This window comes from Cyclobacterium xiamenense (assembly GCF_009467825.1).
GTDB lineage: Bacteria > Bacteroidota > Bacteroidia > Cytophagales > Cyclobacteriaceae > Cyclobacterium > Cyclobacterium xiamenense.
Genome location: NZ_WIOK01000027.1, coordinates 1 through 12,473, shown reverse-complemented (window position 1 = coordinate 12,473; position 12,473 = coordinate 1). Strand labels below are relative to the sequence as shown.

The following is a 12,473-nucleotide window of genomic DNA, read 5'->3' as shown; positions in this document are numbered from 1 at the left end:
TTGAGGTTCATCCATTGAGATAAAATCGGTAATTTGCCCGGATAAATCATTTCAGGGATTTCCTTTTTTGTGAAATTCTCATCTTATGGAAAAAAACAACCATACTTTTGGTCATTCGCCCATTGGTAAATTACTGCTGCAACAAGCGGTCCCGGCCGCTGTCGGCATTTTGGTTTTGTCTATTTACGGGATAGTTGACACGATTTTTGTCGGACGTTTTGTGGGTTCCATCGGCATCGCCACCATTACTGTGGTCCTGCCGATTACCTTTTTGATTTCTAGTATTGGCATGTCCATCGGGGTAGGGGGAGCCTCTGTCATTTCCAGGGCTTTTGGCGATGGAAACGAAGCGAGGGCATTCTCTACCTTTGGAAACCAAATTGGCATGACCCTAACCCTGGCGATTCTATTTGTTGGGCTGGGATTTCTATTTGCAGATGAGATTTTACAGCTTTTTGGAGGGAAAGGCGAGGTACTTGAGCCTGCCAAATCGTATTTCAACATCATTCTGATTGGTATTCCCTTCCTTGCCTGGGCCATGATGAGCAATAACGTGATTCGCGCTGAAGGATACCCGAAGGTGGCCATGTATACCTTAATTGTTCCGGCGGTTTTTAACATAATCTTGGATCCGATATTCATCGTGTGGCTGGATATGGGCTTAGAGGGAGCTGCCTGGGCTACGACCATCTCTTACATCGCCAGCGCCGCCTATACCTTGTGGTTCTTTTTGTTTGGAAAATCCATCATGAAGGTGAAGGCTTCCTGGTTTACCCCGGATCTTGGTCTGGCCAAAGAGATTGCAGCACTAGGGGCAGTAACGCTGGCAAGGCAGGGAATGGTGAGTATTTTAGCGATTGTACTAAACAACGAACTTTTCAACTATGGAGGTGAGATGGGACTGTCGGTTTATGGGGTTATCAACCGGGTCATGATGTTCGCCAATTTCCCTGTATTGGGGATTACGCAGGGATTTGTGCCCATCGCGGGATACAACTACGGAGCAAAGCTGAACGAACGTGTTCACAAAGCCATTCGTCTGGCGCTTCGTGCTTCCAGTCTGATCGCTCTGCTTATTTTTGTGCTGATCATGAGCTTTACGGGCTCCCTGGTCCAGATATTTACTTCGGACGAAACCCTGATTCTAGAAACGATACCCGCGATGCGAAAAGCCTTTTTAGCGACCCCCTTGCTGGCGTTTAGTCTGATTGGTAGTGCGTATTTTCAAGCCATTGGAAAGCCAAAGTCTGCCTTATTGCTGGCGTTGAGCAAGCAAGGTATCTTTCTTGTTCCCCTGGTGATTGTATTGCCGATATTTTTCGGATTGGAGGGGATTTGGTACTCCTTCCCCCTGGCAGATACCGGAGCTGCCGCCATTTCCTATTTTTACCTCAAGAAGGGCACCGACGCACTTTAGGCTGCCGTAATAGCGGGTTTTTTGAGTAGCAATAGAAAGTATCCGTACGTTGCATAAATCGAAAGGTACGTTTTATACCCAAAATGTCCCGTATGTTTCCAGTACGATGGCATTTCGGTAAGATCTAAACACCTGATTTCGAACTGTTTTTCATAAAAAACTGTCTAAATCGTCAATCCAGACTCATTTAGCTGGGTAGCGAGGAGGGGAAAGGTTTGGCAGTCTTGCTAAGTTGGAATTTCCCACGGCTTTCTCGATTCAAACCAATGCCTTGTAACGACGGCTTTTTGACAAATTTCCACCCCGATCTCGGATTAATAGTTTTGTCTTTTGCCATCGCAAATGGCCTTTTGAGGATTGCGCTACTCAATTAGTGTAGATTCTCAAGTAAAAGGGTGTAGCGAATACTAGAGCCAGCAGGTTCTCCTCTGTCGATATAGGATCGATCGAATGACTCTATCTCCGGAAGCGTTTTTCTTGCATGGCAGGCAATTCCGGTTCAACCCCTTCCAGGGTTGGAGCTAATTGGAGGTCAACGAGTCGTGGGTTGCTCCCACGGTTATTTTGTTCAGGCCCTTCAGGCCTGCATTTGCAGAGTGAAGTATCAACAGGCAGAAACCGCATATAAAGAAAATAACTTTTCTTTAGCCCAACCCGATGAAGTGAAGTCCGCTATCACTTCTCCCAAAAAAAGCTCCTATTCGACTCCGTAGCCAGTGGGGCTTCAACAACAATAATCCGGGGCTTATGAGCCAATCGACCCTTCCTGCAGCCCGGGAGAGGGTTGAATATTTTTTTCCAAAAATGACCGGAATCAACTACAAAACCGTTCAAACGACCCCACTTGCCATCAATTAAAATCTTACTCAGGTTAACCGTATAAAAAAAGCCCCGACCAAACGGTCGGAGCCTTTTCACTAGACCTAACCAACTTTAATAGTCTTTGCAGGCGGTGCTTCTGCCGATTTCACCTTTGGAAGCTGAAGGTGCAAGATGCCGTTTTCGTACCTGGCACTGATTCCTTCTTCGTCAATGTTGGCGGGCAAATTAAACGACCGCTTAATAGAGGAATACGAGAATTCCCTTCGCTTCATTTCTCCTTTTTCCGCTGCCTCTTTTTTTTCTTCCCTTTCTGCTTGCAGTGTCAGCATGCCATCGCTGCAATCGATCTTGAAATCTTTTTTTTCGAAACCGGGTGCTGCGACTTCCACCTGAAAGTCACTTTCATTTTCTTTAATATTTACTGAGGGGATTTCAAATTTTGATTCCCCATCGTAAAACCGCTTGCTCCATTCTGGCAGATTCTCTGACTCAAAAAAGTCAGAAAAAGTGCGGGGCCAGAAGTTGTCTCTAAATTTGGCTGGACTTTTCATCATTCGCTTTTTTAGATACTGGAAATGCATTTTTTACACAACTAATGTAAGAAATCAGTGCCCTTTCCTCTATGACAAAAGTCACAGAAAGCGCTGATGTTTATCAAAAATTTAGGGATTTATTGGGCAATGATGTTTCCGTCTTCCATTTCGATGGTGCGATCGGTCTTTTCGGCAAATTCCGGGTCGTGCGTAACAATCAGCAAGGTTTGATTGAACTCGGTTGCCAATTCTTTAAAAATCCCAAAAACAATGTCGCTGTTTTTTTTGTCCAGATTGCCAGAGGGTTCGTCTCCCATGATGATCAGGGGATCGTTGATAAGTGCTCGTGCGATGGCTACGCGTTGTTTTTGGCCACCGGAGAGTTGGTATGCTTTTTTCAGGGCATGCTCTTCCATGCCGAAAATTCGCAGTTTTTCCATGGCGTTTACCTCCAGCGCTTCCCGGCCCAGTTTACCCAGTTTGAGCCCGGGTATCAAGACATTTTCCAACACCGAAAATTCATTCAATAGGTAGTGGAACTGAAAAACAAACCCGATTTTTTCGTTCCTGATTTTGGAAAGGTATTCCGGAGGTTTGCCGGTGATCATCTCCTGATCGATTAGGAGCTGTCCCTGATAGCTGGTATCCATGGTGGATAAAATGTATAGCAGGGTTGATTTGCCGCAGCCGGACTTACCCATAACCGAGACAAATTCTCCCCGATTGATGGTAAAAGAGATTTTTTTGAGTACTTGTGTTTTTTGAGGGCTGTAGAAATACTTATCAATATTCCTGGCCTCCAATACCAGTTGTTTTGCCATCCTATTTTCCTCTGATGATTTCTACCGGATCCACGGCACTTGCTTTTCTGGCGGGAAAATACCCCGCCAGGTAGGTGGTAATTAAACTAAATATCCCCCCAATGATGTAATACCGGGGATTAAAGTCCACGGGAAAGGTTTTGATGGTAGGTAGTGCTTCGGTTTCAAAAGGCAGCCGGTCAATACCAAGGCCTGCCAGGTATCCCAGCATCAACCCAACGGTGCCACCAACGACTCCGATGATCAGGGCAATGATAATAAAAATAATGTTTACATCCCTTCCAGAAAAGCCGATCGCCTTCAGTATGGCGATGGTGTCCATCTTTTCGTAAATCATCATGTTCAATATATTGTAAATCCCAAAGCCGGATACAATGAGCAAGGTAATTCCTACCGCATAACTGATCAGGTTTCGGATTTCCGTACCGGTTTCAAATTGGGCGTTTACCGTCTGAATATCATCCGCCGTCACCCGGAAAAGTGCCTCGTAGTCCTTCGCCATGGGGGGAGCGAGGTCCAGTTCGTGCAGCTTCACCTGTATATCGGTAATGTAGGAAGGGGGTTCGCCGAGCATTTTTTGGACCGTTTGTAGGGAAGCGTAGCTTTGTACGTTGTCAAGGTCACCCAGGCCCGACTGGTAATAGCCCACTACCTTTAGCTGTATCCGATCTCCCCGAGCGGTGGTGGCCTGAATCACGTCTCCTATCGTTGCCAGCATGCGGTCGGCGGCACCTTTTCCCAGAATGATGCCATTATTGGTTTGGTCCAGGTCGCTACCATTTCCTTCCGTGACGTAATCGGCAAAGGAAAAAAGCGCGTTCTCTGCCTGAACGTCAATCCCGTTGATGGTACCGCTGATATCGCTTGTACCAACATTAAAAAAGACCTGAGTGGAGACCTTTGGTGCGACTCCGAGTACCCGATTGTCTGCCTGTAGGGTTTCGATGATGGCGGCACTGTTGTAGATGCGTAGCCGGCTGCTGTTTGGTTTGATCGTTCGGATGGTATTTTCGAAATCCCGGTAGCTTTCCGAAAGGTCGATGGGTTGATCCGGATTCGGTTTGATTTCGTTGTAAAAACGGATATGCGGCGTACGATTCAATACCAACCCGTCCAGCAGTTGATTCAGCCCATTCATAAAACCCAAAAGCGCCACAAACATCGTGATGCTAAAGGTGACCCCCACTGCGGCGACCATCGTTTGCTTGAGTCTTGCCAGCATCAGGGACCGGGCGATCTGTATCAACAAGCCGTATTTCATGGCTTGATTAGCGCTGCGTTTTCATCGATACCACCGATTATTTCTGTATGGCGGTAATTTTTTATTCCGGTTTGTACCTCGATGGTGTCCCCATCGGCGGTAATCACCTGATTGTTTTTAAATACAAAGGAACTGGGAACCAGTAGCGCATTTTTCTTCACCTCGATGACGATATTTGCCTCCAGACTAAGGTTCGGGTAGAGGGTTGGTGGCTGGTTCACAAAGCTGGCTTCCACCACAAAACTTTTGTTTCCCGAGTCCATCATGGGATGAATTTTTGAGATCCGGGCATCAAATACCTCGCCCCTGTAGCTATCCAGGCTTACTTTTACCTCTTGCCCCATCTGTACTTGGGAGATGTCGTACTCGTCCACGAGCAACTCCAACAAAAATTCCTTTTCATCTCCCAGGACGGCAACCGGCGTCTGCGAATTCACCAATTCTCCGCGTTCAACGTAGAGCGCATATACCTTGCCTTGTATGTCGCTTTTCACATCCAGGTCCTCTGCGGCAGCGGCGGCAATTTCGAAGTTTTTTGTGGCGGTGGTTTCATTATGGGCCAACTCCCGACGGAGTGTCTCTTTTTGTAGCCGGAGTCCTGCCAACTCCGTTTTGGTTTGCTCGTAGCTCAGCGTACGTTGTTCCAACTCCAGGTCGGTGCCGATGCCTTGTTTTTTGAGGCGATTTTGCCTTTCCACCATAACCGAATCCTGTACCAGCCGGGCTTCTGCAAGCTCGATCCGGACTTCCATGTCCTGAATTTTTTCCAGATTGTTTTTTTTATCGGCAAAGGCCTTGGTAAGGGAGGCAATTTCCCGGTTGAGTAGGGCGGTTTCGTTTCGCACGGAAAACAATACGGCACCCGGTTCTACAAGATCGCCTTCCTGGACGTAAACTTCCTGAATGGTACCACTGGCAGTTGGTTTTACTTCGTATTGATTTTTACTCACCACTTTCCCCGAGGCGTATACCGACAAGGTAATATCCTGACGCTCCGGTACGGCTGTTTCGACAGTGCTGCCGCAGGATAGCATGGCCAATAACGCGAAGATACACGTACAAGAAACCGGAATAGACATGGTATGAAGATTCGATTAAGTGCTCGATTTTCTGTAGCAAGTTACTGGAATTTTCCGTTCTGATAAAAGGAGAAATGAAAAAATACCTGTTACCTTTGGATTAAATTTGGTGTAGTTTTCTTTTGTAGTCAATTTAGTTTTGTATTTTCAACCACAGGTTCAAAAAGTGAGAGAGAGAAGTTCCGGTTGGAGCTAACCGTTAAGGAAAATGGCAGCGAGTAAAAAGATTTCCATTATTTATGTGGTGATAGGTATTCTTTGGATTTTTGGCAGCGATAAATTGATGCTTTTGGTGCGCGATCAGCTGGATGAAACGCAGCTGGCGCAGTTGCAGCTGGCAAAGGGCGTGTTTTTTGTGCTACTGACAGGGCTTCTCTTGTATATGTTGATAAAGAAGCAGTATCGCTACCTGGACCGAAAAGTCAAAGAGTTGGAACTCACCAATTCCAAATTGGAAGAAGAGCGGTTGAAATCAGAACATGCCAAAAACCAACTGGATCAATTTATTTTGGTTGCGGCAAATGATCTGGCGGGCCCCGTCAGACAAAGTCAGGGGTTTTTGGAACTATTTATTCGGAAAAACGAAGCCAACCTACCGGATAAATCCATGTCTTTTTTACGGCTTACGTTGGATAATTTTATTCGAATTAAGGGAGTGATTCAGGATTTGGTGACGTTTTCTCAGCTTTCGGAAAAAGAAACGACGCATGAGAAGGTGGATCTAAACGAAGTGCTGGAGAAAGTGATTCACTTGAATTCAAAAAAGATACGGGAGCACAACATACATTTACGCAAGGAGGTGCTTCCAATTGTAAAGGGTGATTTTCAGCGGTTTACCCAGCTGTTTGATCATTTATTGAACAATGCGGTCAAATTCAGAAATCCGGAGCGAGTTTTACGCGTATCGGTAAGTGCTACCCGAGCGGGAGATATCCACACCCTTGCCGTACAGGACAACGGAAAGGGGATTGCGCCCGAATACCTACCGCGGATATTTTACGTTTTGCAACGCTACGACGATGGATTTATCAAGCGGGGTACCGGTATGGGATTGGCCATCTGCAAAAAAATTGTAGAAGATGTAGGAGGTAAAATCTGGGCCACCTCCGTACCGGGTGAGGGTAGTACATTTTTCATCTCATTCAAAGCCCACGAGTTTTTTCAGCCATGAAGAACAGTACAGGATATTCGATCGATCTATTGTCGGTCTTTGAAAATGCGAAAGTCGGGATTGCATTTGTCGATTCCGAGGGCAAATGGGAACGAGGAAATGCCAATTTTTTGCGGGTGACGGGTTATACCGAAAAGGAATTAAGCGGGCGTAATTGGGACGATATTTTTGAGAAAAAAGATGCTAATTTCGGATTTAATGCGATCAAGGCGAATTCGTTAACCCGGCTTTCTCCCTTTGAACTAAAAGTGATCCGAATTGATGAAAGGCAGGTTTGGTTGAATGTGTTTTTGATGCCATTACAAAACAGCCACTTTGCATGCATAGCGGAAGATATTAGCCGGGAAGTGATATTTAAGGAACTCGACCAGTTGGAGCGAAATGTCTTGGAAAAGAATGCGCTCTCCTATTATACCCTGGAAGAGGTTTTGGATGAGTTTATCCTGGGCTTGGAGCAAATCTTTCCCGATATGATTTGTTCGCTAATGAAAGTGGTCGACGACCGCGTATATTGCTGGTCGTCCAGGAGTCTTCCACAAGCCTATCTGGAATTGATAAATGGTGTCCCTATTGGTCCCAGGGCGGGTTCTTGTGGCACGGCTGCCTTCTTAAAATCGGGCGTCCTTGTAGCGGATATTTCCACGGATTTCCGCTGGGAGGACTACAAATCAGCAGCACTTCCTTACGGATTGCAGGCCTGTTGGTCCCACCCAATCATCTCTGCTTCGGATAAGGTGTTGGCGACCTTTGCCATTTACTACAAAAAGAAAAAATCGCCCGAACCGATGGAACTGGATTTCATTGACAGGTCCAGCAAAATTCTGGCGATCATTCTGGAAAACCACGAAAATATCCAATCGCTGAAGGAAAGTGATCAGCGATTTCAATACGTACGTGAAGCCACTTCCGAAGCCATATGGGATGCGGATTTACCAAAGGGCACTGTCGTGTGGAGTCAAGGCTACCATACCCTCTTTGGTCACCCCCATCGGGAAGAGGAAATGCCCGGTAGTTCCTGGTCCGACTTTATCCACCCCGATGATTTCGAGGAAGTCACCAGCAGCATTCAGAAAATCATCGACGGCCGGAAAAAAACCTGGACCATGGAATACCGTTTCCGGAAAGCGGATGGAAATTACCTTCGGGTCGAGGACAAAGGATTGGTAGTCAGGGATCAGAAAGGTGCGGCACTGCGGATGGTAGGAGCCATGCGAGACGTATCTGCCCAATACGAATACCGAAGCTCGCTGGAAGAGTTAAACAAGATTCTCGCAGCCAGCACCCGGGACCTGGAAGCCACCAATGCCGAGTTGGAACGGTACGCATACATCGCCTCGCATCACCTGCAAGAACCGCTTCGGATGGTTATTGGCTTTATGGATAAACTCGATCGCTCCCAACACCATCAGTTGGATGAAAAGTCCCGCAAGTACCTCTTATTTGCCCGAAGCGGAGCCGAACACATGCGTAAGCAGATTCTTGATTTGCTCGAGTATTCTACAATTGGAAGAGAGGAACAGAAACTTCAAGCCCAATGGTTGGAAAGCGCTGAACTGGTAAACGACATACTAGTGGAAAATCAGGCCTATTTGGAACAAACCGCTGCTCGGGTACGCGTCGGAGAATTGCCTCGAATCTGGGGAAATAAAAAGCGGTTGTTCCAGGTTTTTCAACACCTGATTCTCAACGGGATTACGTACCAACCGCCCATGCGGACGGCAGAAGTCGAACTCAGCAGTTTTACCAAAAAGGGAAAGGTTGTTTTCTGCGTGCAGGATAATGGATTGGGGATCGACAAAGCGTACCACGAAAAAATATTCTTGCTCTTTCAACGGCTTCATGGTCGGGACGAATTTTCCGGAACAGGCACGGGTTTGCCCATTTGCAAAAAAATCATCGAAAATCACGGAGGCACCATCTGGTTGGAATCAGCACCGGACAAGGGCAGTAAATTTTACTTTTCGATCCCCGAGGGGCCGGCATAGGAATGCATTTGGGTTCAAAAATACAGGAGTTGGTCCCGAGAATAAATCAAACCTTTCCGCTGTATAAAAACATGTAGGGTTTTAGTTGTATTTAAAAAAGAAATCTATTTTTTTTCATTAAATTGCCGGTAAAAATTAACGAGGAACCAATTGATTCCGAAAATTTTGATGGATAGCCATGTTGAAGCTTTTTTTAATTGAAGACAATGAAGGGGACATTTTGTTGATCTCCGAAGCGCTGGAAGACCTGCGCATTCCCTTGCACGTAACCTACGCCAAAGACGGGGAAGAGGCCGTAGCCCTTCTTACTGCCTGCATCAACGCGTCCGGAAATGGGGTACCGGACCTGGTTTTACTGGATATCAATCTTCCCAAGAAGAACGGACAGGAGGTTTTGCGCTTCATTAAAACATCAAACGACTTGAAGCAATTACCGGTAATTATGTTGACCACTTCTTCCAGTCATCGGGACGTGCTTGAATCGTACCAAAACCACGCGAATAGCTATATTACCAAACCTGTGGGGGCTGAAAGTTATCAGGAAATACTTCAGAAAGTCGAAGCATTCTGGTTTTCTCTGGTTCAGCTTCCGTCAAAAAACTGATTCCATGTCACCTGGATACGACTACCTAAATCTTTTAGTAATCGAAGACAACGAAGGAGACTTTGTACTGGTATCGGAAGCGATTGAAGAAATTTTCCCTTCGTGCAGCATTGACCGGGCGCCTACTTTCGAAAGTGCTTCCACCAAGCGAATACAGGACTACCACCTGGTATTACTTGATTTGACCTTGCCGGATAAAAGCGGAGAAGAGTTGATCAAGGAAATTCTTCGCCTCGCCGGTAAAGTTCCCGTGGTGGTGCTGACCGGGTACGTAGACCGAAATTTTGCCATCAAGTCCATTGCACTTGGCATGTCGGATTACCTCGTCAAAGACGAAATTCATCCGGATATCCTTTCCCGAAGCATCGTGTACAGCATCGAACGGAAAAAAGTTTTTAATCGCCTCGAACAATCCGAACTTCGGTACCGGGAGCTGTTTCACTTGAGCCCGCTCCCGATGTGGGTATACGATCAGGATTCACTCCGATTCCTCGATGTTAACGAAGCGGCAATTCAATCGTACGGCTATTCCCGCAGCGAGTTTCTGTCCATGACCATCGCGGATATACGTCCCGAACAGGAGCGGAAAAAGATGTACGAAGCGGTGGAGGAAGGCAAAGCAATTCCTGGGCTACGAAGCGCAGGCACCTTTCTACATACCAAAAAAAACGGACAGTTGATTACCGTGGAAATTAGCTCCAATAGGATAAGTTTTGACGGGGTACCCGCAAAATTGGTTCTTGCCAATGATGTCACACAGAAAAAAGCCTACATACAAACCGTGGAGCAGCAAAATAAGCGGCTGCGAGACATTGCCTGGGTGCAGTCGCATGTGGTACGGGCTCCGCTTGCACGCCTTATGGGGCTGGTGAATTTGCTGGAAATTGAACTGTCTGATTTGCCAGCAGAGAAAAAAGAATTATTGAACCACATTGTGTTTTCTGCAGATGAATTGGATGACGTAATAAAGGATATCAACGAAAAGTCACAAAACATCGATATGCCAGAGAAGAACAATTAACCGGCAGGAAGCGCTTTTTTGAGGCAAAAATCATCCATGACAAATCCTTCTCCGATGGGAATCACTTCTTCTTTAACGGTCACAAAACCCCTCTTGAAATAAAAATCAATGGCCAACTGATTGTATTTATTAACGTTTAGTTCCAGTGCGTTCTGGGATTCCTCCTGAGCGATTCGCTCTAACTTTTCCAGAATTCTTTTTCCCACACCTTTCCCCTGGGCTTCCGGCAAAATGTATAATTTATGTATTTTTAAGATTGCCGTTTGTTGGTAATTGACTTCAAAGGAAGTAAACCCGCAGGCCGTTTCCCTTTCGTAAGCAAGCAAAAAACGATGCCCGGCCGCCATCTGTTGTGTCAGGGAAGCGTTGCTGTACATGCGTTCCATCATGTAGGCCAATTGCTCTCTGCTCAGAATTGCCCCAAAAGTCGAAGGCCAGGTTTTGCGCGCAATCTCCTGCACCAGGGGGATCTGAAGCGGGCCAGCCGGTGATAGTCGAATCTTGTTCATGCGGATAGTGTGGAAGTTCCTCAAACAACCCCTGCGCAAGGTAAGCAGTTTTGCCAGTCGATGCAATACCACACGCAAACCGGAGCCATCTTCCAAAAAACTACCCTGTGTGATTTTTTTTCGCCCAAATATTTGTTTTCTTCGCTTTAGGCTTTCGTTGGAAAGACCCGATTAGCCATTCACAAACACTACTGGACGCCGGAAAAATGAACTACCGTAAATTTGGAAATACCTCGCTTCGGTTGAGCGAAGTCGGATTTGGCGCATGGGGGATCGGTGGACCCGTTATGGCAGGAAAAGTTCCGATCGGCTGGGGAAATGTAGACGATCAAACCTCACTGGAAGCGATAAAAACGGCGCTCGATGTAGGAGTTAATTTTTTTGACACGGCTGATTTCTACGGTTTGGGTCATTCCGAGCACTTGCTCGGAAAGGTGCTGGGCAATAGAAAAGATGTGGTTCTCGCAAGTAAAGTGGGGCACCGCCTGGACCCAAATGGTGGTATTTATACGGATTATTCCAGGCAACACATCGTTCATTCCTGTCAGGAGAGTCTCCGCCGACTAAACCGGGACGTGATTGATTATTATCAGCTGCATACGGCCAAGGTGGCGGATTTGGAAAAGGGAGACTGTGTGGAAGCGATGGAACAGCTCAAAAAGCAGGGGAAAATCCGATACTGGGGACTATCCCTGAATACCTTTGAACCAGCACCCGAAGCCAGCTACCTGTATACCCACCGGATTGCCGACGGCATGCAGCTGGTATTGAATCTGATGAATCAGGAAGCCCTGCCCATTGTAGAAAAATCCCGAGAGATGGGGTATGGTATCCTTGCGAGAATGCCCTTGCAGTTCGGGCTTTTGACCGGTAAATTTTCCAGATCGACGCAATTTTCAAAGGATGATCACCGGGTTTTTCGGTTGCCACCCGAGCTACTGGCCCGCGCCCTCGATGTACTTGAGCAAAAGGTATGGCCCCTGTGTGCCAAGTACCGCCTTACAAAAACCGAGCTGGCCATGAGTTTTATTCTGAGTTTCGAGGGGGTATCTTCGGTGATCCCAGGGATAAAAACACCCCGACAGGCCGTGGAAAACACCAGCGGATTCCGGTACCTGGACGAAGAGGACCGCCAGTACCTGCGATCGCTTTAGGGCTTCTTTCTGAATCCCTAAAAAACTGATATCCAATGAATTAAATAGAGGTAATTTAATTTAAAAACCCCGAAAATAGTCACTTTTAGGCTTTTT

11 protein-coding genes are annotated in these 12,473 nt (G+C 46.6%); 6 read left to right on the top strand and 5 right to left on the bottom strand.

Annotation, left to right across the window (positions count from 1 at the left end):
- The first annotated feature begins 85 nt into the window (after positions 1-85).
- Complete coding sequence (locus tag GCU44_RS17660) at positions 86-1,417, top strand: MATE family efflux transporter (RefSeq protein ID WP_154858205.1); 1,332 nt, start codon at positions 86-88, stop codon at positions 1,415-1,417.
- Positions 1,418-2,340: 923 nt separating this feature from the next.
- Here the strand turns inward: GCU44_RS17660 and GCU44_RS17655 are convergent.
- The 4 genes from GCU44_RS17655 to GCU44_RS17640 form a co-directional block, all read right to left on the bottom strand.
- Positions 2,341-2,793 (bottom strand): Hsp20/alpha crystallin family protein, encoded by a 453-nt coding sequence (locus tag GCU44_RS17655; RefSeq protein ID WP_241685007.1) that lies wholly within the window; start codon positions 2,791-2,793, stop codon positions 2,341-2,343.
- A 116-nt stretch (positions 2,794-2,909) separates the two neighbouring features.
- Entirely contained in the window at positions 2,910-3,593 is a 684-nt protein-coding gene (locus tag GCU44_RS17650) for an ABC transporter ATP-binding protein (RefSeq protein WP_092178077.1), read from the bottom strand.
- A gap of 1 nt (position 3,594) precedes the next feature.
- Entirely contained in the window at positions 3,595-4,854 is a 1,260-nt protein-coding gene (locus GCU44_RS17645; RefSeq protein ID WP_154858203.1) for an ABC transporter permease, read from the bottom strand.
- A complete protein-coding gene (locus GCU44_RS17640) occupies positions 4,851-5,933 on the bottom strand; it encodes an efflux RND transporter periplasmic adaptor subunit (RefSeq protein ID WP_154858201.1) in 1,083 nt (360 codons plus the stop codon). The genes GCU44_RS17645 and GCU44_RS17640 overlap by 4 nt, the downstream gene beginning before the upstream one ends.
- Positions 5,934-6,141: 208 nt before the next feature.
- Between GCU44_RS17640 and GCU44_RS17635 the strand changes: the two genes are divergently transcribed.
- From GCU44_RS17635 to GCU44_RS17620, 4 genes are all read left to right on the top strand, one after another.
- Complete coding sequence (locus tag GCU44_RS17635; RefSeq protein WP_154858199.1) at positions 6,142-7,104, top strand: sensor histidine kinase; 963 nt, start codon at positions 6,142-6,144, stop codon at positions 7,102-7,104.
- The gene (locus tag GCU44_RS17630; RefSeq protein ID WP_154858197.1) at positions 7,101-9,089 is read left to right on the top strand and encodes a PAS domain S-box protein; all 1,989 of its coding nucleotides are present in this window, start codon (positions 7,101-7,103) and stop codon (positions 9,087-9,089) included. Before GCU44_RS17635 ends, GCU44_RS17630 begins: the two co-directional genes overlap by 4 nt.
- A gap of 178 nt (positions 9,090-9,267) precedes the next feature.
- Entirely contained in the window at positions 9,268-9,693 is a 426-nt protein-coding gene (locus GCU44_RS17625) for a response regulator (RefSeq protein WP_241685006.1), read from the top strand.
- A gap of 4 nt (positions 9,694-9,697) precedes the next feature.
- A complete protein-coding gene (locus GCU44_RS17620; protein WP_154858193.1) occupies positions 9,698-10,714 on the top strand; it encodes an ATP-binding response regulator in 1,017 nt (338 codons plus the stop codon).
- Here GCU44_RS17620 and GCU44_RS17615 read toward each other — a convergent pair.
- Positions 10,711-11,223 (bottom strand): GNAT family N-acetyltransferase, encoded by a 513-nt coding sequence (locus tag GCU44_RS17615; protein ID WP_154858191.1) that lies wholly within the window; start codon positions 11,221-11,223, stop codon positions 10,711-10,713. The genes GCU44_RS17620 and GCU44_RS17615 overlap by 4 nt on opposite strands.
- Positions 11,224-11,429: 206 nt before the next feature.
- Between GCU44_RS17615 and GCU44_RS17610 the strand changes: the two genes are divergently transcribed.
- A complete protein-coding gene (locus GCU44_RS17610) occupies positions 11,430-12,377 on the top strand; it encodes an aldo/keto reductase (RefSeq protein ID WP_154858189.1) in 948 nt (315 codons plus the stop codon).
- Positions 12,378-12,473: the final 96 nt, after the last annotated feature.

What these genes read in the sequence shown, in the direction of transcription:
- GCU44_RS17660 (WP_154858205.1), top strand. Translation starts at nt 86, where the DNA reads ATGGAAAAAAACAACCATACTTTTGGTCATTCGCCCATTGGTAAATTA.
- GCU44_RS17655 (WP_241685007.1), bottom strand. Translation starts at nt 2,793, where the DNA reads ATGATGAAAAGTCCAGCCAAATTTAGAGACAACTTCTGGCCCCGCACT.
- GCU44_RS17650 (WP_092178077.1), bottom strand. Translation starts at nt 3,593, where the DNA reads ATGGCAAAACAACTGGTATTGGAGGCCAGGAATATTGATAAGTATTTC.
- GCU44_RS17645 (WP_154858203.1), bottom strand. Translation starts at nt 4,854, where the DNA reads ATGAAATACGGCTTGTTGATACAGATCGCCCGGTCCCTGATGCTGGCA.
- GCU44_RS17640 (WP_154858201.1), bottom strand. Translation starts at nt 5,933, where the DNA reads ATGTCTATTCCGGTTTCTTGTACGTGTATCTTCGCGTTATTGGCCATG.
- GCU44_RS17635 (WP_154858199.1), top strand. Translation starts at nt 6,142, where the DNA reads ATGGCAGCGAGTAAAAAGATTTCCATTATTTATGTGGTGATAGGTATT.
- GCU44_RS17630 (WP_154858197.1), top strand. Translation starts at nt 7,101, where the DNA reads ATGAAGAACAGTACAGGATATTCGATCGATCTATTGTCGGTCTTTGAA.
- GCU44_RS17625 (WP_241685006.1), top strand. Translation starts at nt 9,268, where the DNA reads ATGTTGAAGCTTTTTTTAATTGAAGACAATGAAGGGGACATTTTGTTG.
- GCU44_RS17620 (WP_154858193.1), top strand. Translation starts at nt 9,698, where the DNA reads ATGTCACCTGGATACGACTACCTAAATCTTTTAGTAATCGAAGACAAC.
- GCU44_RS17615 (WP_154858191.1), bottom strand. Translation starts at nt 11,223, where the DNA reads ATGAACAAGATTCGACTATCACCGGCTGGCCCGCTTCAGATCCCCCTG.
- GCU44_RS17610 (WP_154858189.1), top strand. Translation starts at nt 11,430, where the DNA reads ATGAACTACCGTAAATTTGGAAATACCTCGCTTCGGTTGAGCGAAGTC.